At 46.2% G+C, this 20,190-nt stretch carries 16 protein-coding genes, 6 tRNA genes, 2 rRNA genes and 1 riboswitch; of the genes, 6 read left to right on the top strand and 18 right to left on the bottom strand.

Annotation, left to right across the window (positions count from 1 at the left end; translation table 11 throughout):
- The first annotated feature begins 219 nt into the window (after window positions 1–219).
- The 4 genes from AB8613_RS08955 (at window position 220) to AB8613_RS08940 (ending at window position 2,629) form a co-directional block, all read left to right on the top strand.
- On the top strand, window positions 220–480 hold the full coding sequence (locus AB8613_RS08955) for a DUF2282 domain-containing protein (protein WP_060983713.1): 261 nt from the start codon (window positions 220–222) through the stop codon (window positions 478–480).
- A gap of 64 nt (window positions 481–544) precedes the next feature.
- A complete protein-coding gene (locus AB8613_RS08950; protein WP_285955200.1) occupies window positions 545–1,405 on the top strand; it encodes a DUF692 domain-containing protein in 861 nt (286 codons plus the stop codon).
- Window positions 1,402–2,169 (top strand): DNA-binding domain-containing protein, encoded by a 768-nt coding sequence (locus AB8613_RS08945; protein ID WP_210447892.1) that lies wholly within the window; start codon window positions 1,402–1,404, stop codon window positions 2,167–2,169. Before AB8613_RS08950 ends, AB8613_RS08945 begins: the two co-directional genes overlap by 4 nt.
- Before the next feature lies 1 nt (window position 2,170).
- The gene (locus tag AB8613_RS08940) at window positions 2,171–2,629 is read left to right on the top strand and encodes a DoxX family protein (protein WP_146491426.1); all 459 of its coding nucleotides are present in this window, start codon (window positions 2,171–2,173) and stop codon (window positions 2,627–2,629) included.
- A 67-nt stretch (window positions 2,630–2,696) separates the two neighbouring features.
- Here AB8613_RS08940 and AB8613_RS08935 read toward each other — a convergent pair whose 3' ends face one another.
- Both AB8613_RS08935 and AB8613_RS08930 read right to left on the bottom strand, forming a co-directional pair.
- Window positions 2,697–2,978, bottom strand: coding sequence for a hypothetical protein (locus tag AB8613_RS08935; protein ID WP_009848181.1), 282 nt, complete (start codon window positions 2,976–2,978; stop codon window positions 2,697–2,699).
- A gap of 102 nt (window positions 2,979–3,080) precedes the next feature.
- On the bottom strand, window positions 3,081–4,280 hold the full coding sequence (locus AB8613_RS08930; protein ID WP_210447893.1) for a multidrug effflux MFS transporter: 1,200 nt from the start codon (window positions 4,278–4,280) through the stop codon (window positions 3,081–3,083).
- A gap of 101 nt (window positions 4,281–4,381) precedes the next feature.
- Between AB8613_RS08930 and AB8613_RS08925 the strand changes: the two genes are divergently transcribed.
- Entirely contained in the window at window positions 4,382–5,377 is a 996-nt protein-coding gene (locus AB8613_RS08925; protein WP_372383741.1) for a LysR family transcriptional regulator, read from the top strand.
- Between the two features lie 67 nt (window positions 5,378–5,444).
- Window positions 5,445–7,235 (top strand): aminopeptidase P family protein, encoded by a 1,791-nt coding sequence (locus AB8613_RS08920; protein ID WP_372383740.1) that lies wholly within the window; start codon window positions 5,445–5,447, stop codon window positions 7,233–7,235.
- A gap of 136 nt (window positions 7,236–7,371) precedes the next feature.
- On the opposite strand, the gene thiH is transcribed toward AB8613_RS08920, so the two are convergent.
- The 16 genes from thiH to AB8613_RS08840 form a co-directional block, all read right to left on the bottom strand.
- Entirely contained in the window at window positions 7,372–8,499 is a 1,128-nt protein-coding gene (thiH, locus tag AB8613_RS08915; RefSeq protein ID WP_146491430.1) for a 2-iminoacetate synthase ThiH, read from the bottom strand.
- A gap of 7 nt (window positions 8,500–8,506) precedes the next feature.
- The gene (locus tag AB8613_RS08910) at window positions 8,507–9,271 is read right to left on the bottom strand and encodes a thiazole synthase (protein WP_210447895.1); all 765 of its coding nucleotides are present in this window, start codon (window positions 9,269–9,271) and stop codon (window positions 8,507–8,509) included.
- Between the two features lie 2 nt (window positions 9,272–9,273).
- Entirely contained in the window at window positions 9,274–9,483 is a 210-nt protein-coding gene (thiS, locus tag AB8613_RS08905) for a sulfur carrier protein ThiS (RefSeq protein WP_146491432.1), read from the bottom strand.
- Complete coding sequence (locus AB8613_RS08900; RefSeq protein ID WP_210447896.1) at window positions 9,480–10,262, bottom strand: HesA/MoeB/ThiF family protein; 783 nt, start codon at window positions 10,260–10,262, stop codon at window positions 9,480–9,482. Before AB8613_RS08900 ends, thiS begins: the two co-directional genes overlap by 4 nt.
- Window positions 10,252–11,544 (bottom strand): thiamine phosphate synthase, encoded by a 1,293-nt coding sequence (locus tag AB8613_RS08895; RefSeq protein ID WP_372383739.1) that lies wholly within the window; start codon window positions 11,542–11,544, stop codon window positions 10,252–10,254. Before AB8613_RS08895 ends, AB8613_RS08900 begins: the two co-directional genes overlap by 11 nt.
- On the bottom strand, window positions 11,544–13,493 hold the full coding sequence (gene thiC, locus AB8613_RS08890) for a phosphomethylpyrimidine synthase ThiC (RefSeq protein ID WP_285955195.1): 1,950 nt from the start codon (window positions 13,491–13,493) through the stop codon (window positions 11,544–11,546). The genes AB8613_RS08895 and thiC overlap by 1 nt, the downstream gene beginning before the upstream one ends.
- A gap of 129 nt (window positions 13,494–13,622) precedes the next feature.
- A riboswitch (TPP riboswitch) is annotated at window positions 13,623–13,721 on the bottom strand.
- A gap of 62 nt (window positions 13,722–13,783) precedes the next feature.
- Complete coding sequence (crcB, locus tag AB8613_RS08885) at window positions 13,784–14,167, bottom strand: fluoride efflux transporter CrcB (protein WP_017069597.1); 384 nt, start codon at window positions 14,165–14,167, stop codon at window positions 13,784–13,786.
- A gap of 100 nt (window positions 14,168–14,267) precedes the next feature.
- On the bottom strand, window positions 14,268–15,650 hold the full coding sequence (locus AB8613_RS08880; RefSeq protein ID WP_372383738.1) for a multicopper oxidase family protein: 1,383 nt from the start codon (window positions 15,648–15,650) through the stop codon (window positions 14,268–14,270).
- Window positions 15,651–16,094: 444 nt separating this feature from the next.
- Window positions 16,095–16,171 (bottom strand) — tRNA-Trp (locus AB8613_RS08875).
- Window positions 16,172–16,230: 59 nt separating this feature from the next.
- Window positions 16,231–16,307: transfer RNA gene (locus tag AB8613_RS08870), tRNA-Asp, on the bottom strand.
- Between the two features lie 43 nt (window positions 16,308–16,350).
- A 5S ribosomal RNA gene (gene rrf / locus AB8613_RS08865) occupies window positions 16,351–16,466 on the bottom strand.
- Between the two features lie 119 nt (window positions 16,467–16,585).
- A 23S ribosomal RNA gene (locus tag AB8613_RS08860) occupies window positions 16,586–19,479 on the bottom strand.
- A gap of 303 nt (window positions 19,480–19,782) precedes the next feature.
- Window positions 19,783–19,858: transfer RNA gene (locus AB8613_RS08855), tRNA-Val, on the bottom strand.
- A 65-nt stretch (window positions 19,859–19,923) separates the two neighbouring features.
- A tRNA-Ala gene (locus AB8613_RS08850) sits at window positions 19,924–19,999 on the bottom strand.
- 25 nt (window positions 20,000–20,024) lie between these two features.
- Window positions 20,025–20,100, bottom strand: a tRNA-Lys gene (locus AB8613_RS08845).
- Window positions 20,101–20,102: 2 nt separating this feature from the next.
- Window positions 20,103–20,178 (bottom strand) — tRNA-Glu (locus tag AB8613_RS08840).
- Window positions 20,179–20,190: the final 12 nt, after the last annotated feature.

Raw genomic sequence — 20,190 nt, 5'->3', positions numbered from 1 at the left:
ACCTAAACACTAGGCTGCGTTTAGGATAATAAGAAGAAAAAACAATCAAAAAATAACATCATATAATCAGCAACTTAATAGCTAACACATCATTAATATTGATATTTTTTATAATGCAGTGAAATTATTTCCGAGTTCTTCCTATCCTTTTTAGTAAGCAAGTTAACAACTTATTAACCTGCGATATAAAAATACTATTAAGTCCTAGAGGGAATGACTATGAAAAATTCTAATCTTGCTGTTACAGCTGCAATCACAAGTGTACTAGCGTTCGGCGGTGCAGTTCTTACATCAGCACCTGCGGAAGCAGCAGCGAAAGAAAAATGCTACGGCGTGGCAAAAGCTGGCCAAAATGATTGTGCAACCAAAACAAGCTCATGTGCAGGTACAGCAAAAGAAGACAACCAATCAGATGCATTCGTAGTCGTTCCTAAAGGACTATGTGGCAAGTTATCAGGTGGTAGCACCCAATCATCATAATTGAGCTGCTTAGTATGGTGGGCTGACATTCAGCTCACCTCCACTTCCAATTAGGAGAACCGTTGTGACTCAAACTCTTCACCCCAATGCAGGGGTTGGCCTTAGAACACCGCACTTAGATTTCTTTAGCCAAAATCCATCTCTAGTGAGTTGGTTAGAGGTTCACAGCGAGAACTACTTTTTAGCTCAATCACCGCAACGCCAACAACTCAGAGAAATTCGTAACGCACACAGCATAAGTTGCCACGGTGTTGGGTTGTCTCTCGGTTCTGTTGAGCGCATCAACCCAAATCACTTACTGCAGTTAAAAGATCTGATTGATGATATCGACCCCTTCTTGGTTTCTGATCATCTCAGCTGGAGTCAGACCGGCGGTCATTACTTCAATGACTTGCTGCCGCTGCCTTATACCGAAGAGGCGTTAGAAGTCTTTTGCCGTAATGTCATCGAGGTTCAAGACAGCCTGCAACGCCCGATGCTGATTGAAAATCCATCGAGTTATCTAGCCTTCAAGCATTCAACCATCCCTGAGTGGGAGTTTTTGGCTGAGGTACAAAAGCGTACTGAGTGTCGCCTACTGCTCGATTTCAATAATATTTTCGTCTCATCTTTTAATCATGGCTTTAGTTGTGAAGAGTACTTAAGCGGAATACCTGCAGACAAAGTGGAAGAGATTCACTTGGCAGGTTTTACCAAAAAGAAGCTTGAACAAGGTGAGATCTGGATAGACACACACAGTAAACCTGTCTGTGACGAAGTGTGGAAACTCTACACTGACTGGGTAGCACAACATGGTTTGCGCCATACCTTGATTGAGTGGGATCTCGATATCCCAGAGCCACAAGTTTTATTGGCTGAAGCAACCAAAGCCAGTGACATCTTGTATCAACACGACAAGTTCAACCAAAGGAGTCGCGCATCATGAGCCACTCCCTAGCAGATGTTCAATTGGAATTTGCTAACGCCCTGCGCTACCAAAACAATGGTGAGCACTGCAACATAGTGAGCGACCATTTTACCGATGAACAGCGAATCCAGATTTACCGTAATAACTTTGTGATCAGCTTGAGCGAAGTTCTGGCAGCAACCTACCCACTCACTGAAATGTTGGTTGGTGAAGAGTGCTTCCAACAGATGGCTCGTCAACATGTCTTAAGTTATCCATCTACTTCTGGTGATGTGAGTGGTTACGGTGAACATTTTGAACAGACTATCAAAGCCTTTCCTGCCGTTATTGAGGCTGCACCTTATCTCGGTGAAGTGGCTTTGTATGAATGGCAGAAAGACAGTTTGATAAGGTGTACGTCACAAGCACATGTCGACCAGAGACCTCTTTCTTGTCTAGCAGATGTACCACAAGAACGACAAGGCGCTTTGGTCTTTCATCTCAAAGATTCAATAACACTGATTCATTCTAGTTACACGATTATCGCGCTTGAGCAGGCGATTTATCAGCAACAGCTCGACGGGTTAGACATCAACCAACCTGAATTTGGGGTGTTAATCCGAGCTGAGAATTCACAGGTTGAGAGTCATTGTTTGACAGAAGAATGCCACCAACTATTAACTGAATTGCAATCGGATCAAGCGCTCGCTGAGATTGACCCTTCACTACTACAACATCTGAATACTGTCATGGCGCTTAACGTCATCTCAGGTTTTTCAATCGATGCCGAATTGGAGACATAATATGGATAACAACACAGTCACGAACATGATGGCTCAATACGACAATTTGATTGAGAAATCACAGGCACTTTTTGTTCCTGTCCTACTTCTGTTTTGCCGCCTATGGGTGGCGTGGGTCTTCTTTAACTCTGGGCTCACCAAGATAGCAACCTGGGATAGCACGCTTTACTTGTTTGAGTTGGAATACCAAGTGCCACTGCTACCTTGGGAATTAGCGGCTTACATGGGTACCGCCGCTGAGTTAATTCTGCCGGTGTTCTTAGCGCTCGGTTTATTAACACGACCTATGGCTGCGGTGTTGTTCGTTTTCAATATCATTGCCGTTGTGTCATACCCTGTATTGTGGGCGCAAGGCTTCTACGATCATCAGCTTTGGGGATTAATGATTCTTATCGTTGTCGTGTGGGGACCAGGACCATTTTCATTGGATAGAATCTTAAAAAAGCAATTTAGCAACTAGTCCTCATCACTGGCCCAAAACGCAAAAAACCACTCAATTGAGTGGTTTCTTTTTAACTGGGATAAGCTTACTTATTCAGAAAAGCTTGTAGCTCTTCAGCAGAGATACCTTGCTCGGCTAGCTCTTTTGCTAGTAGCTGAACCTGCTCACCCTTACGAGACTCTACCACACGCTGAAATTGGTAAATGATGTCTCGTAAAGTATCGATTGGAACTTGTTTTGCCGCACTGCGAATACGCTCTTCACTTTGGTTGCCTAGCTCTTTAAGCAGTTTACCAAACATGACCTTTTCAGGTGCATCTTCCATTTGTTCTAAGACGCGCGCCATTTCGTAGGTTGTTAATGACATTACAGTATTTTCCGTTGGGGACTAACGTTTCAATGAGTGACAAATATACCATGTTTTAACGTTTCGCAAACCGCCATTTGTATATTTTGTCACCCTTGAGACTTACGCCTTGGCAAACGTCGTGTGCCACGACTTACCTGCTTTGCTCGCAAGCACTAATAATGCCGGAACAATAAGGAACATTTGCAGCGCAATCATCACTTGCGACGTTAAATCAAGACGCTGCATGGTACCAACAAGTAATCCTGAACCGCTCATCTGGAACAAGCCAAGCAACGCAGCTGCGGTACCCGCACGATCACCAAAAGGTTCAAGCGCCTTACCAGCTGCGGCACCGAGAATCCAAGCAAAGCCCACTGAAGATAAGAAGATTGGCAGCATGAATGCGATTGGGCTAGCGTGTTCTGCAAGCACTAACATAATCACGCCCGCTAAACCTAGCGTTGAGATACCAACGACCAGTGCTTTATAGGTACCAAAACGGTCCATAAATTTAGGTGCTGTAAACGCAGCTACGATGTTGATGGCTGCATTAACACCAAACCAGAAAGTAAACTCTTTCATGGTCAAGCCTAGATTCTCCATCAACACAACCGGTGCCGAGGTTACATAAGCTAGGATGACCGCCATCGCCATCAGACACAAGGTTGCGTGGAAAAGGAATGATGGTGTTTTCAATACTGACCAGTATCGCTCAAGCTTGAACACCGCAACCTTTTCTGTCGCAGGGTTGGACTCTTTCATTTGGAAGAATAGGATAGTGCCAACAACGACTGCGAAGCCTGCCATAAAACTAAAGTTCGAACGCCAACCAAATTGATGAGTTAACCAAGCACCCAGAATCGGTGCCAGCGCAGGAATAAAGCAAATTGCACCGTTAAGGTAACTGATCATACGGCCACTTTTCTCCGGGCCAAATAGATCGCGAACCGTCGCAAAGGCTGCTACAGAAGTCGCACAAGCTCCTAAGCCTTGTAGCAGCCGAGCTATTAGCATCATATCAATCGATTGAGCTGCCCACGCCAAGCAAGCACTCAATGCATAGATACTAACACCTCCCAATGCAACGGTTCGACGTCCTAACTTATCAGCCAAAGGACCTGCAAATAATTGCCCGACACCCATGGCGAATAAAAACCAAGTAATCGTATCTTGTGCTAATGCGTGTTCCACGTGAAACGCTGTTGAAATTTGTGGCAGAGCTGGAAGATAAATATCTATAGCCAAAGGGCTAAATAGAACCAGCATTGCCAATAAAGCAACCTGCAGTTTACTAGGGGTTGGAAGCGCGTTAGAAGGCACAAGATTCTCCGAATGAGTTAATTTAGGTGCATAATAACCAACTAAAGATATGAACAAAAATGGCATATACTCATTAGCATTATTCCAAATAGGAAACTCACATGAATATCGAGAAACTATCACGCCTCGACCTCAATCTATTGGTTTGCTTGCAGGTACTGATGGAAGAGCTGAGTGTCACTCGCACCGCACATCGATTATGCTTGAGCCAGTCAGCGGTGAGTAAGTCGCTAGCCAAGCTTCGTGAACAATTTAATGACCCCCTTTTTACACGAAGTGCTCATGGCCTACGACCAACACCGAAAGCTGTTTTCCTTAAGCCTCGGTTAGAAACGTTGATCAACCAACTTGATCTGATCACTCAACCTGAGACCTTCATTCCCAACAACAGTGACCACAGTTTTCACATTGCGGCTGTTGAAAGTGTGTACCCGCTGATTCTTCCCCACTTCTTACCGGCTATATTTCGACAAGCCCCTAAAGTGAATATCAACACCCACGCTTGGACTGAGCAAACCTTTAAGAAATTACAGCTAGGTGAGCTCGATATCGGACTCACAGGTAGAGACATCGACATCAACGACGCGCGTTTAACCATGCTGCCGCCAGATGATATTTGCGAACAGGAGATCTACCGTGATGCACAGATGTGTGTATTAAGACGCAACCACCCTGCTCTGAGCGGTAAATGGGATCTGGAAACCTACCTTGCACAACGTCATGTACAAGTAAGATGTGATGGTAATGATCGTTGGTTACTAGACTACAAACTGGCTGATCTTGGCCATCAACGTGATATCGCTATTTCTGTTCCAGATTTCAATAGCGCTGCAAGCCTGTGCACCTACACCGACTTTGTGTTTACGGCACCAAGCCACTTTACTTACCTCGTTGCCAAGCAACTCGACTTGGTGGTTGTTCCTTTACCAATGGAATTCCCGCCAATGGCATACACTCTGTTTTGGCACCGTGACAGAGAAAATGACCCAGCCTTAACTTGGCTGCGAGATATCATCAAAGAAAAACTCTGCACCTTAGATAAAAATGGCGTACAGCGTTTGCAGCAAACGAACAAAAGCGCTAGCTTATTGACCTAATAAGTCCCCTCATAGGTATATCGACTGTGAGTGTTAACAAGGACCCTAACAATAAGGATAAAGACAGATGCACAATATCACTGCTGAACGCGTTGCTGCGGTTAGAGCTTGGCTTAAAACAAACAACCTAGATGCCGTTGTCATTCCACACGAAGACGAATATCTAGGTGAATACGTTCCCACTCATAACGAGCGACTTCACTGGTTAACAGGTTTCACTGGCTCTGCAGGTGCCGCTGTTATTACTCGTGAAACTGCTGCTATTTTTGTTGATGGTCGCTACACCGTTCAGGTTCGTAAGCAAGTACCAGCGGAGTTATTTGAGTATCGCCACCTTATTGAAGAGCCGGCTTTAGATTGGATCATCAATTCATTGCCACAAGGCAGTAAGGTTGCATTCGACCCACGCATGCACACCGCAGCTTGGTTGAAGGGCGCACAAGCAAAACTAGCAGAGAAAGTTGAGCTAACGACACTCTCTTCGAATCCAATTGATGAGCTTTGGTCTGATCGCCCTGAGCCTGTCGTGTCTGATGTGCGCTTAATGGCAACAAATGCCGTTGGTCAATCAAGTGAGAGTAAGCGCTCTGAGATCGCTGGCTTACTAAAAGCAAAAGGTGCGGACGCCGCTATCCTGACCGAGCTTGACTCAATATGTTGGTTGCTTAACATTCGTGGCTTGGACGTATCTCGCCTACCTGTTGTGTTATCCAACGCGATCATCCACGCCGATGAAAGCGTCGACTTCTTCCTAGACCCAGCACGCATCCCGGCAGGCTTTGAAGCTCACGTTGGTAATGGTATTCGCGTTTCTCACCCATCAGAACTTGAAGCACGTCTTCAGTCTCTAGAAGGAAATAATGTGTCTGTCGATTCAGGCACGAGCAATGCTTGGTACACACTGGTTCTACAAAACGCTGGCGCTCATATCATTGAAGCAGCAGACCCATGTCTAATGCCAAAAGCCGCTAAGAACGCAACTGAAATCGCGGGCATGAAAGCGTGTCATATTCGTGATGGCGTTGCTATGGCGAAATTCCTATCTTGGATTGATGCCGAAGTCGCGCAAGGTAACCTGCACAACGAAGCGGTATTGGCTGACAAAGTACAATCATTCCGTGAGCAAGACCCGACGCTGATGGACCTAAGTTTTGATACGATTTCTGCAGCAGGCGGAAATGCAGCTATGTGTCACTACAACCACGAGAACCAACCTGAACCAGGTCAGTTAGAACTGAATACTTTGTACCTAGTCGATTCAGGCGGCCAGTATCTAGATGGTACGACCGACATCACTCGTACTATCGCGATTGGCCAACCAAGCGACGAAATGATTCAGCAGTTCACTCTCGCACTGAAAGGTCATATCGGTATCGCACGAGCTCGTTTCCCACAAGGCACTCGTGGTTTCCAACTGGATATCCTAGCGCGCCAGCACCTTTGGGCAGAAGGCTTCGATTACGACCACGGTACTGGCCATGGTGTTGGTCACTTCCTAAGTGTTCATGAAGGTCCGCAAAGCATCTCTAAGAAGCTTATCGACGTACCTCTTGTTGAAGGCATGGTGTTATCAAACGAGCCGGGCTACTACCGTGCTGATGAGTTTGGTATTCGTATCGAGAACCTAGAATTGGTTGTTGAGCTACCAACTCAAGGTGACTTCTCCGTATTAACGTTTGAATCGCTAACACGTTGCCCTATCGATAAGCGCAACATCAACGTCGATTTACTGACACGACCTGAACTTGCGTGGCTGAACGATTACCACCAGAAAGTATGGAACGATGTCAGTCCATTAGTTGAAGGTGATACGTTGGAATGGTTACGCCAATCAACAACACCACTTGCTCACGCTTAATGCCGTGCTAGGCAGGTAACTGAGCCAAAACTAGTTGGCTCAGTTAGATATTAAAACGGCTACCCTTAGGTAGCCGTTTCTGTTTGTCGATTTCACATCATTGATGTTTCACGTGGAACATCAGCCAAGATGTTAATTAGCCTGAGTAAGCGCTATGCCAATCGCGCCACACTGGATCAAACCCGCGTTGACGAATCATAGCCTCAACATCAGCCGCACTTCGCTCATCACTTATCTCAAACTGTTCAAGCTCTTCCTCACCCGAAGCATAACCGCCCGGTTGAGTTTTTGACGCAGCAGACATGCTAGTGATACCTAGCGGCAACACGTTATCGCGGAAGGTTGCCGACTCACGAGTAGATAGAGATAACTCGACCTCAGGATTCAAGAGTCGATATGCGCAGATAAGCTGAACCAACTGTTTATCGTTCATGACCGACTTAGGCTGTAAGCCTCCACTAGACTCCCCACCTTCACACGGGCGAAGACGTGGGAATGAAATCGAGTAACGTGTCTGCCAATAAGTACGCTCCAGGTAATCTAAATGAGCAGCAACAAAGAAGCAGTCGGTTCGCCAATCTTCCAAACCAATCAAAGCACCAATACCTATCTTATCAATACCCGCCTTTGCCAAGCGATCAGGGGTTTCAAGACGATATTCAAAATCCATTTTATTGCCACGTAGATGATGCTCAGCGTAGGTCCTTGGTTGATAGGTCTCTTGATAAACCATCACCGCATCTAAACCGAGAGTTTTAAGTTCAGCGTAATCTTGTTGACCAAGTGGCTGCACTTCCATCGCAAGGTAGTTAAATTGCTTTTTGATATTCGGCAACACCTGTCGAAAGTAATTCATCCCAACCTTGGTTTCATGTTCACCGGTGACCAACAAAACACTATCGAACTTCATCTTTTTGATAGCCGCACTTTCAGCATCAATTTCATCCAAAGTAAGCGTGCGGCGCTTGATACGGTTTTCCATTGAAAAACCACAATACGTGCACGCGTTAGCGCACAGGTTAGAAAGGTATAAAGGAATATAAAGCGACATAGTATTACCGAACCGCTTACGTGTTAGCGCCAACGATTGTTGTGCCATCTGCTCTAAGTAAGGTTCTGCTGCCGGAGAAATTAAAGCCTTAAAATCTTCTAAGTCACGTTTGGGTTTACTCAGAGCACGTTCAACATCCGCCGCCGTTTTACTAAAGATGGACATACCAATGTCATCCCAGTTGAGCTGTTTAAATCGATCAACAAACGTCATAGCAATACTACTCGTCTAGGAATGAAGTTAACGGGCTTGAAGCAACCGCATGAGACACTTTTCCTGCAAGTCCAGCGAGGTAAGCCATACGCCCCGCGTCAACTGCCAACTTAAAAGCAATCGCCATTTCAACAGGCTGTTGAGAAGCAGCAATCGCGGTATTCACTAACACTGCGTCTGCGCCCATTTCCATTGCACGTGCTGCATGTGACGGAGCACCAATGCCCGCATCAACAATCACAGGGACATTCGCTTGGTCGATAATGATCTCTAAGAAGTCTGCAGACGCAATACCCTTATTGGAACCAATCGGTGCACCGAGTGGCATCACAGCAGCACAACCAACCTCTTCTAAGCGCTTACACAATACAGGGTCGGCGTGGCAATAAGGCAACACAACAAAGCCATCTTTGACCAGTTGCTCAGCGGCTTTAAGCGTTTCAATAGGGTCTGGCATCAAGTACTTTGGATCTGGGTGAATTTCCAGTTTGAGCCAGTTTGTGCCCAACGCTTCACGAGCCAAATGCCCAGCAAAGATGGCGTCTTTTGCATTCTTCGCACCAGAGGTATTCGGAAGTAGATTAACGCCAGCATCAATAATTGGCTGTAAAATATCATCTTGCTCAGAACGAATATCGACTCTCTTTAGTGCCATGGTTGCCAGTTGAGAACCGGAAGCTTCGATAGCACTCGCCATCAAATGCTTGTTTGCGAACTTGCCGGTTCCAGTGAACAGACGTGATTGAAACGTTTTATCTGCGATGGTTAACATGGTTAGCCCCCTGCAATAGCTTGGAAAAGAGATATAGCGTCGCCTTCATTGACGACCGTTTGTTGCCACTGGCTGCGTGGGACAACCGCATTATTGATTGCAAATACACAACCCAAGTCAGGTAGTGATAAAGCGTGGATAATGTCCGTTAGAGACGACGAGTGCGCTACCTGTTCTGGTTGCTCGTTTATCGAAATCGTTATATGGCTCATTGGGTTTCTTCTTCTAAATGCTTAACTGCAGACGCACTGCACACGGGACATTCACTATCTTGAGTAACCATAAGGTTTTGCCAATTCATCGTCTGGCCATCGAACAGTTTGAGTTGATGTGTTGCGACCTGAAACTCACCACGAGTTAAACGTTGAATAGCAGCTAAAGCTTGAAGGTTACCTATGGTGCCAACAACCGGGCCTATGATGCCGCTATCGCTGCAACGAGTCGTTTGTGGATGATGACTGAACGGGAACAAACAGTGGTAGCACCCTTTCTGATTCTGATAGTCAAATACAATAAACTGGCCTTTCCAACCGATTGCAGAACCAGAAATCAAAGGGGTCTTCGCGCTGAAACATGCCTGGTTAACCTGCTGGCGTGACTCGAAGTTGTCAGTACAATCCAACACGAGATCAGCCAACATTACTTCTAATTCAAGTTGGCTTTCACTCATTCGTTGATTGATGGTTCTTATTTGGCTTCGCCCATTGAGCTCATTCAGTTGTTGTTTAAGTGCTTCGACCTTAGGTGAACCTAATTGGCTCTCCTTAAACGCTACCTGTCTCTGCAGGTTGGACGAATCAACACAATCATCATCGACCAACACAATTCTTCCCACACCAGAAGCTGCGAGATAAAGAGCAGCGGCATTACCCAAACCGCCGCAACCAATCACCAACACATGGCTGTTTAACAGGTTTCGTTGCCCTTGCTCACCAACCTCAGGTAATGCAATTTGTCGTTGGTAACGAATGAACTCAAAGTCACTCAGCATAGCTAGGCTCCTGCATAACCTCTTCTTTGGTAGTCGGAGGTTTAGGCGTCATCAGTTTTTCGAAAAATTCGATCACTTTTTGTGGGTCTTCCGCCAATGTAATCGCACGAACAACCGCTAAGCTCGATACACCACAATTCCAAACTTGCGCAGCTGTCGATTGGTCAATACCGCCAATAGCAACCGTCGGATAACCAACAAGCTTTTCTGTGTATGGGATGGTATCAATTAGCTGTTGGTACAGAGATAAACGAACTAAACCCTGAGGCTTCGATGGCATCTGTTTAGTTGTTGTTGGGAAGATGTGCCCCAGCGCAATATAGCTTGGGTTGATTTGCACAATACGTAGCAACTCGTAATAACCATGAGTCGATAGACCGATCTTAATACCCGCTTGGCTCAGTTGGGAAAGGTTTGATTCTTCAATATCCTCTTGCCCAAGGTGTACACCAAAAGCACCATGCTTGAGCGCAAGCTGCCAGTAATCGTTAATAAAAACCTGAGCGTTATGTTCTCGACCAAGTTCGATAGATCGCGCAACTTGTTGCTCCAAGTCGGCTTGTTGAGGGTTCTTAATACGCAGTTGGACAGTGTTGATTCCAAGCTTGAGCAGCCTTTCGATCCACTCAATATCATCAACAACCGGATATAAGCCGAGGCTATTTTTGCTCAACTCAGGGAAGGAAAGTGATGTCCCTTGGTTGGCCCAACCGACACTTATATCCAGTCGTTCATCTTCTAGAACTGGGATAGGAAAATTTTGATAGTGTGCTGGCCATGTTCCACGTGAAACATTTGATGCAGCGCGAGCTAAAACCAGCACGTCTTCCAATGGAAATTCCAACGCCAATAAAGTAAGTAACCAAGCGAAGTGACCACGATTATCTAATTCTTGATGAGCTGTAGTGTCACTCTTGATAACGCGATTAGCATTTAAGTGTGACCAGATATCTAACACAGCTGAATCATCGGAGACTCCGATATAGACGGTGTTCGAAGCTTGGGTCAAAGCAGAACACACATCGGTCAACGCAACTGAATTACTGTAATCAACAACATGGCTCAGTTGCGCTAACTGACACTCCGCCAATGAATCAACATCACGAGCAAAGCCAATAGATAATGCTTGTTGAGCATAAACGATAGAGAAGTATTGAGTTGGGCTTACACCCAACTCAACTGCATCAGTTGCTAAACCTTGTTGCTTAGCAACCAATAGACAGTTTTGAACCTCCCCCGTTAACTCGATGTATTGAGATGGGATGAGAATCTTCACTGTCATTATTCCTCTAATTGAGCTTCTTTTGCGCCTACAGCAAGGTGATAAAGTTCAGAGCCAGTATCACGGAACTCTTGCGATTTTTGACGCATTCCCTCCAACGGGTTATCTAGCATCTTAATCTCTATAGCCTGATCTGCAGCTACTTGTTCTGTGTCTTTCGCATACTCTCGAACTTCTTGAGAAATCTTCATCGAGCAGAACTTAGGTCCACACATAGAGCAGAAGTGAGCAACCTTGCCCGACTCTTGTGGCAGAGTTTCATCGTGGAAAGAACGTGCTGTTTCTGGATCTAAAGCTAGATTAAATTGGTCTTCCCAACGGAATTCAAAACGAGCTTTTGATAATGCATTATCTCGGATTTGTGCACCTGGGTGTCCTTTGGCCAAGTCTGCTGCATGTGCTGCCAGCTTGTAAGTAATCAAGCCAGTCTTCACATCTTCTTTATTTGGTAAGCCCAAATGCTCTTTAGGTGTTACATAACAAAGCATCGCACAGCCGTACCAACCAATCATGGCCGCGCCAATACCAGAGGTAATGTGGTCATAACCCGGTGCGATATCTGTAGTCAGTGGACCTAATGTATAAAAAGGCGCTTCATGGCAGTGCTCTAACTGCTCGTCCATGTTCTCTTTAATAAGGTGCATAGGTACATGTCCAGGACCTTCAATGATCACCTGAACGTCGTATTCCCAAGCCACTTTAGTTAACTCACCTAGAGTACGTAACTCCGAGAATTGAGCCTCATCGTTGGCATCTGCAATAGAGCCAGGACGCAAGCCATCACCTAGTGAAAGAGCAACATCGTACTTCGCACAGATCTCGCAGATCTCGCGGAAGTGTGTGTATAAGAAGCTTTCTTGGTGATGTGCAAGACACCATTTCGCGATGATAGATCCACCACGAGAGACAATGCCAGTCACACGTTTAGCCGTCATAGGAACGTAACGAAGAAGCAAACCGGCATGAATAGTGAAGTAATCAACGCCCTGCTCCGCTTGTTCAATCAAGGTATCGCGCATCACTTCCCAGTTAAGGTCTTCGGCTACGCCATTCACTTTCTCAAGCGCCTGATACATAGGAACCGTACCAATCGGCACCGGGCTATTACGTAGGATCCATTCACGAGTCTCGTGGATATTACGGCCAGTGGAAAGGTCCATTACGGTATCGCCGCCCCAGCGAGTCGACCATACTAGCTTCTCAACTTCTTCTTCAATCGAAGAGCTAACTGAAGAGTTACCGATATTGGCGTTCACTTTCACTAAGAAGTTGCGGCCAATAATCATAGGTTCTGATTCTGGGTGGTTGATGTTCGAAGGGATGATAGCTCGGCCTTCAGCGACCTCTTTACGCACGAACTCAGGGGTAATTTCTTTAGGTAGGTTGGCGCCAAAGTTATGGCCAGGGTGTTGGTGATTAAGTTGTTCGTCAGCAAACTTCTGACGTCCCATGTTCTCGCGTATCGCAATATACTCCATCTCAGGAGTGATAATACCCTGACGAGCATAATGCAGTTGAGTTACACATTGGTCGCCAGTAGCACGACGAATTCTAGGCAGGTTTCCGTAACGAAGGTCGTCTAGGGTTTCATCTTCTAAACGTTCTTTGGTGTAAACAGAGCTTACATCATCGAGCAATTCCGTATCGCCACGCTCTTCAATCCATTGCTCTCGCAACTTAGGAAGGCCGCTATAAAGGTCTATTTCATGCGTAGGATCGGTATAAACACCGGAGGTATCGTAGACATGAATAGGCTCATTAGATTCGAATACAGGCTCTTTTTTGGTGCCACCGACAAGGCTATCTGCGAGTGATATTTCTCGCACAGGGACTTGGATATCTTCTCGAGATCCTTGGATGTAAGCTTTTTTTGAATTTGGATAGGGTTGTACGGATAAAGAATCAATGAAATTCTTCGCTTCCAGTCTTGCTTGTTTACGACTCGACATAGCATTTTTCCTTGGCTTTTAGCCATTATTTATTGGGATAAAAATGCTTGACGGATTAGATGCTACAAGAGGGATCACGGTAAGAAATACAGTTGTGATCTGGAGATAGATCTCTAGAAGGATTCTAGTTAGATATCTACTCTTGTTCCCTTCGCAGGTATTAGCCTGATCAGGTTCAACGGATCCCGAGTTAACGGTCTCAGCCATATGGCACTCCGACAAGTTCGATCGAGTATATAAAAACGGCTTGGATAAACCAAGCCGAGTTGTTAACAAAACGTAAGAAAGTTTTAAGACTTTATCAAAAGTTGGAAGCCGATCCATGCTGCTGAAATACTGAGAACCACGTTGAGCAACACATTAAGCCCCATCTTAAAGAAAGCGCCCTGCTGCATAAGAAGCACGTTATCCATCGAAAATGTAGAGAACGTAGTCAGTGCTCCAAGGAAACCGAGGCCAATGATCTGTCTCCATGGTTCAGTCGCAATCATCTCATTTTCGAATGCGGCGATGAGCAAGCCCATAATCAAAGAGCCGATCACGTTAACGGTCAACGTACCGTAAGGAAAGCCACGCCCTAACATCACTACACATAACTCTGAAATCAAATAGCGCGAACAAGCACCAAATGCGCCACCAATGGCAATAAAACCTAAAATAGATAGCTGACCCATGAATCCTCCCAAATAACAATCCCTATATTCTAGCTTTACCGCCGATAAAAGCGAGGGTAGAAACTAAGAATGCATGCGCAAAAATTAAACGTTACAGGTGTCACTTAACTTCAATATATCCCATTAGTCCCGTTTTCATGTGCTCAATGACATGACAGTGGTACATCCAACGTCCAGAGTTGTCTGCAACAAACGCAGCTTTCGCTCGACCATTTTTCCCAAGTAACACAGTGTCGGTATGGAAAGGTTCTTCAATTTTTTTACCATCAAGTTCCAATACAGTAAATGTATGACCATGAATATGAATCGGGTGATGATATTGAGTGACGTTCTTAAGATCGAATATGTAAGTCTTACCTAACTCTAAAGTCGCCAACGGCTCTGGAATATTGTCTTTGCTCATTCCCTCCCATGCTCGCTTATTAGTAAGCCAAAACTTAGGCATGGACTTACCATCTTTAGATACTGGTGATACCGCCCCTTCCCACTCAAACACAAATTCGATTTCTTCTGCGTTGGCGAGATCTAAGTTAGGCACGGGATTCAGAGGCAATGAAGGAAGTGTTTGGCCTTCTATTAACGTTGAATCTACAACCTCAAACTCACACAAGGAGAACGGAAAACGCCCCTTCATTTGAAGGACACTCACTTGCTCGCCCACCTTAGGAGCAATCAGCCCAAGGTCGACACGCATACCTGGGCCAATTTTATGTTGAGTCAGCTTATAAGGTGTCTTTACAGGGTTACCATCAATGGCAATGACCCATGCTTCTGCCCCTTCAATAGCAATCGGATAGGTAATCGTGTTATCAACATTAGCGATACGGAGCCTAGTCGTTGCATGCTGCTTCAATTGATAGATAGGTTCATGTACTCCATTAACGCTACTCCACTCTCCTGGCGTGCCCATACGAGCGCTGAGGCGGGGAATCATTAAGTCTTTCCACTGACCTTGTTTGTCGATATGCCAATGTTTAAGCATCAGAGCATGCTCTTCATCGAACTGAACTGGCGCGCTCTCTTCAACAATAATAAGGCCGACTAAGCCCATACCCAGTTGTTTAACGCTGTTCATGTGTGGGTGATACCAAAAAGTACCCGCATCTGGTGGGGTAAACTCATAGACAAACGTTTCACCGGGCATAATAGGAGGCTGACTTAAGAAAGGAACCCCGTCCATTTCGATTGGAATTCTCAGTCCATGCCAATGAATTGTCGTCGGTTCTGAAAGCTTGTTGGTAAATCGGATCGTTACCTTTTCGCCTTGTCGACAGCGAATAATCGGCGCTGGAATCTGTCCATTAAAGGATAAAACATTAGTATTAAACCCCTTTACCAACTCAGCAGTTGAGGGCTCAGCAGTTAAGTCATAAACGAACTTTCCTTGCTCATCAACAGACTGCTTCATTGAACAAGCCGGCAGGACGGTTAGTGCAGATATAGCGAGAGATGATTGAATAAACTTACGACGGGAAATATCCATATTTGTTGCCTTTTAGTAATAACGACCAAAATGTAACAAAATATTGAGAATAATTCTCATAAAGAAGTGTGGTTTGTGCTATCGATTGTTTATAAAAGAAGCTGAGATAAGTAAGCACTTACACTTTTAAGGCTAAGTTCTGTTAAAGATACGAATTATCGAATAAATAGAAAGCAAGAAGATTCCAAGTTTTCTGCGGGGACGCGTAGTCTGGAGCCTTAAATATGCCAGGGGCGCCTAGCTATCCCAACATTACTTTTCAGAAGCAACAGACGTAAAAAAGCCCCAGCATTTCTGCTGAGGCTTTAGTATATGGCAAGGATGGAAGTTTAGACTCCCAACACGCGCTATTTTGGTAAGTCGGGGAATCCGCTGCTCCGCTAATAGCGTATATTTGATTCAGAAAATAAAAAGGCTCTAGCATTTCTGCTAGAGCCTTAAATATGGCAGGGGTGGAGAGATTCGAACTCCCAACACGCGGATTTGGAATCCGCTGCTCTGCCAATTGGAGCTACACCCCTAAAACTTTCATTACTTCAGATTCGAAAAAACCTCGCACTAGGCGAGGTTATCGAATAAGTGGCGGAGTGGACGGGACTCGAACCCGCGACCCCCGGCGTGACAGGCCGGTATTCTAACCAACTGAACTACCACTCCGCAGTGGAAGACTTGTCGTCGCTGACAAGTGTTCAAATTTAAAGCCTGGCGATGTCCTACTCTCACATGGGGAAGCCCCACACTACCATCGGCGCTATTGTGTTTCACTTCTGAGTTCGGCATGGAATCAGGTGGGTCCACAATGCTATGGTCGCCAAGCAAATTTTAAAATTCGGAAAGCTGCTTCTCTATTTAATAGAGCTATAAAAGTTATTTCTCTTCAAACTCATTCAAGCGTTTGGTATTTCTTTGAGTCCACAAAACCCCTTGGGTGTTGTATGGTTAAGCCTCACGGGCAATTAGTACAGGTTAGCTCAATGCCTCGCAGCACTTACACACCCTGCCTATCAACGTCGTAGTCTACGACAACCCTTTAGGACACTTATAGCGCCAGGGAAAACTCATCTCAAGGCTCGCTTCCCGCTTAGATGCTTTCAGCGGTTATCGATTCCGAACTTAGCTACCGGGCAATGCCATTGGCATGACAACCCGAACACCAGAGGTTCGTCCACTCCGGTCCTCTCGTACTAGGAGCAGCCCCTTTCAATTTTCCAACGCCCACGGCAGATAGGGACCGAACTGTCTCACGACGTTCTAAACCCAGCTCGCGTACCACTTTAAATGGCGAACAGCCATACCCTTGGGACCGACTTCAGCCCCAGGATGTGATGAGCCGACATCGAGGTGCCAAACACCGCCGTCGATATGAACTCTTGGGCGGTATCAGCCTGTTATCCCCGGAGTACCTTTTATCCGTTGAGCGATGGCCCTTCCATTCAGAACCACCGGATCACTATGACCTGCTTTCGCACCTGCTCGAATTGTCATTCTCGCAGTCAAGCGGGCTTATGCCATTGCACTAACCACACGATGTCCAACCGTGTTTAGCCCACCTTCGTGCTCCTCCGTTACTCTTTGGGAGGAGACCGCCCCAGTCAAACTACCCACCAGGCACTGTCCGTAATCCCGATTCAGGGACCAACGTTAGAACATCAAAACTACAAGGGTGGTATTTCAAGGACGACTCCACCACATCTAGCGACGCGGTTTCAAAGTCTCCCACCTATCCTACACATGTAGGTTCAATGTTCAGTGCCAAGCTGTAGTAAAGGTTCACGGGGTCTTTCCGTCTAGCCGCGGGTACACTGCATCTTCACAGCGATTTCAATTTCACTGAGTCTCGGGTGGAGACAGCGTGGCCATCATTACGCCATTCGTGCAGGTCGGAACTTACCCGACAAGGAATTTCGCTACCTTAGGACCGTTATAGTTACGGCCGCCGTTTACCGGGGCTTCGATCAAGAGCTTCGACCGAAGTCTAACCCCATCAATTAACCTTCCGGCACCGGGCAGGCGTCACACCGTATACGTCATCTTACGATTTTGCACAGTGCTGTGTTTTTAATAAACAGTTGCAGCCACCTGGTATCTGCGACTCTCGTCTGCTCCATCCGCAAGGGACTTCACTGATAAGAGCGTACCTTCTCCCGAAGTTACGGTACCATTTTGCCTAGTTCCTTCACCCGAGTTCTCTCAAGCGCCTTGGTATTCTCTACCCGACCACCTGTGTCGGTTTGGGGTACGATTCCTTACAATCTGAAGCTTAGAGGCTTTTCCTGGAAGCATGGCATCAATGACTTCACTACCGTAGTAGCTCGACATCGTATCTCAGCGTTAGTAGCGGTCCGGATTTACCTAAACCACCCGCCTACGTACTTGAACCTGGACAACCGTCGCCAGGCCCACCTAGCCTTCTCCGTCCCCCCATCGCAATTGTAAGAAGTACGGGAATATTAACCCGTTTCCCATCGACTACGCCTTTCGGCCTCGCCTTAGGAGTCGACTTACCCTGCCCCGATTAACGTTGGACAGGAACCCTTGGTCTTCCGGCGAGGGAGTTTTTCACTCCCTTTATCGTTACTCATGTCAGCATTCGCACTTCTGATACCTCCAGCAGCCCTTACAGACCACCTTCAACGGCTTACAGAACGCTCCCCTACCCCACGCACCCTAAGGTACGTAGCCGCAGCTTCGGTGTATAGCTTAGCCCCGTTACATCTTCCGCGCAGGCCGACTCGACCAGTGAGCTATTACGCTTTCTTTAAATGATGGCTGCTTCTAAGCCAACATCCTGGCTGTCTGAGCCTTCCCACATCGTTTCCCACTTAGCTATACTTTGGGACCTTAGCTGGCGGTCTGGGTTGTTTCCCTCTCCACGACGGACGTTAGCACCCGCCGTGTGTCTCCCGGATAGTACTTACTGGTATTCGGAGTTTGCAAAGGGTTGGTAAGTCGGGATGACCCCCTAGCCTTAACAGTGCTCTACCCCCAGTAGTATTCGTCCGAGGCGCTACCTAAATAGCTTTCGGGGAGAACCAGCTATCTCCAGGTTTGATTGGCCTTTCACCCCTAGCCACAAGTCATCCGCTAATTTTTCAACATTAGTCGGTTCGGTCCTCCAGTTGATGTTACTCAACCTTCAACCTGCCCATGGCTAGATCACCTGGTTTCGGGTCTAATCCTAGCAACTGTACGCCCAGTTAAGACTCGGTTTCCCTACGGCTCCCCTAAACGGTTAACCTTGCTACTAAAATTAAGTCGCTGACCCATTATACAAAAGGTACGCAGTCACACCACGAAGGTGCTCCTACTGCTTGTACGTACACGGTTTCAGGTTCTATTTCACTCCCCTCACAGGGGTTCTTTTCGCCTTTCCCTCACGGTACTGGTTCACTATCGGTCAGTCAGTAGTATTTAGCCTTGGAGGATGGTCCCCCCATATTCAGACAGGATATCACGTGTCCCGCCCTACTCGTTTTCACTGATGATGAGATGTCGATTACGGGGCTATCACCCTTTACTGCGGCACTTTCCAGAGCCTTCATCTGTCTCATTAAAAGCTTAAGGGCTAATCCAATTTCGCTCGCCGCTACTTTCGGAATCTCGGTTGATTTCTCTTCCTCGGGGTACTTAGATGTTTCAGTTCCCCCGGTTTGCCTCCTGTTGCTATGTATTCACAACAGGATACTTACTTATGTAAGTGGGTTTCCCCATTCAGGAATCCCAGACTCAAAAGGTTATTACTACCTAATCTGGGCTTATCGCAAGTTATTACGCCTTTCATCGCCTCTGACTGCCAAGGCATCCACCGTGTACGCTTAGTCACTTAACCATACAACCCGAAAGGGTCTTATGTATGGCAACTAACCAAGGTTTTTGGTTGTCATCAAGAAGGGTTAATTCTTGATGACTGTTTGCCGGACTCAATGTGATTCAAATAAGTTTGAATCGAATACAAGACACTTGAATGTGTTTGTTGTGTTTACCATAAAGATAAACATTGAGAACTTTTAAATTTGATTGAATTACTCGTAAGTAATCAATCAGTCAGCTTTCCAAATTGTTAAAGAGCAAGAGTTTCAAAGTATTAAACTTTTAACCCATTTTTAAACACACTCGTAAGAATGCTTAAAGATGGTGGGCGATACCGGGCTCGAACCAGTGACCCCCTGCTTGTAAGGCAGGTGCTCTCCCAACTGAGCTAATCGCCCATAAAAGTTTCTTTTTGTCTTCACTTTTTAAAAAGTGAAAATAAAAGCCATTCTTATGGAAGGAATGGTGGAGCTATGCGGGATCGAACCGCAGACCTCCTGCGTGCAAGGCAGGCGCTCTCCCAGCTGAGCTATAGCCCCATATTTTTATTTCCTTGGGAGGAAATGGTGGGTCGTGCAGGATTCGAACCTGCGACCAATTGATTAAAAGTCAACTGCTCTACCAACTGAGCTAACGACCCAATGGTATCCCGTAGGGGAGTCGAACCCCTGTTACCGCCGTGAAAGGGCGGTGTCCTAGGCCTCTAGACGAACGGGACACTGCTAATTTA

Source organism: Vibrio sp. BS-M-Sm-2 (genome assembly GCF_041504345.1).
Taxonomy (GTDB): Bacteria; Pseudomonadota; Gammaproteobacteria; order Enterobacterales; family Vibrionaceae; genus Vibrio; species Vibrio satsumensis.
The sequence above is the reverse complement of the archived record's forward strand: the minus strand, read 5'-3'. Positions and strand labels throughout refer to the sequence as shown.

Excerpts from the sequence above, each read along its gene's own strand:
- thiS (WP_146491432.1), bottom strand. The coding sequence starts at position 9,483 with ATGAGCCATATAACGATTTCGATAAACGAGCAACCAGAACAGGTAGCG.
- thiC (WP_285955195.1), bottom strand. The coding sequence starts at position 13,493 with ATGTCGAGTCGTAAACAAGCAAGACTGGAAGCGAAGAATTTCATTGAT.
- AB8613_RS08955 (WP_060983713.1), top strand. The coding sequence starts at position 220 with ATGAAAAATTCTAATCTTGCTGTTACAGCTGCAATCACAAGTGTACTA.
- crcB (WP_017069597.1), bottom strand. The coding sequence starts at position 14,167 with ATGGGTCAGCTATCTATTTTAGGTTTTATTGCCATTGGTGGCGCATTT.
- AB8613_RS08900 (WP_210447896.1), bottom strand. The coding sequence starts at position 10,262 with ATGCTGAGTGACTTTGAGTTCATTCGTTACCAACGACAAATTGCATTA.
- AB8613_RS08920 (WP_372383740.1), top strand. The coding sequence starts at position 5,445 with ATGCACAATATCACTGCTGAACGCGTTGCTGCGGTTAGAGCTTGGCTT.
- AB8613_RS08910 (WP_210447895.1), bottom strand. The coding sequence starts at position 9,271 with ATGTTAACCATCGCAGATAAAACGTTTCAATCACGTCTGTTCACTGGA.
- thiH (WP_146491430.1), bottom strand. The coding sequence starts at position 8,499 with ATGACGTTTGTTGATCGATTTAAACAGCTCAACTGGGATGACATTGGT.
- AB8613_RS08935 (WP_009848181.1), bottom strand. The coding sequence starts at position 2,978 with ATGTCATTAACAACCTACGAAATGGCGCGCGTCTTAGAACAAATGGAA.
- AB8613_RS08895 (WP_372383739.1), bottom strand. The coding sequence starts at position 11,544 with ATGACAGTGAAGATTCTCATCCCATCTCAATACATCGAGTTAACGGGG.
- AB8613_RS08945 (WP_210447892.1), top strand. The coding sequence starts at position 1,402 with ATGAGCCACTCCCTAGCAGATGTTCAATTGGAATTTGCTAACGCCCTG.
- AB8613_RS08925 (WP_372383741.1), top strand. The coding sequence starts at position 4,382 with ATGAATATCGAGAAACTATCACGCCTCGACCTCAATCTATTGGTTTGC.
- AB8613_RS08880 (WP_372383738.1), bottom strand. The coding sequence starts at position 15,650 with ATGGATATTTCCCGTCGTAAGTTTATTCAATCATCTCTCGCTATATCT.
- AB8613_RS08940 (WP_146491426.1), top strand. The coding sequence starts at position 2,171 with ATGGATAACAACACAGTCACGAACATGATGGCTCAATACGACAATTTG.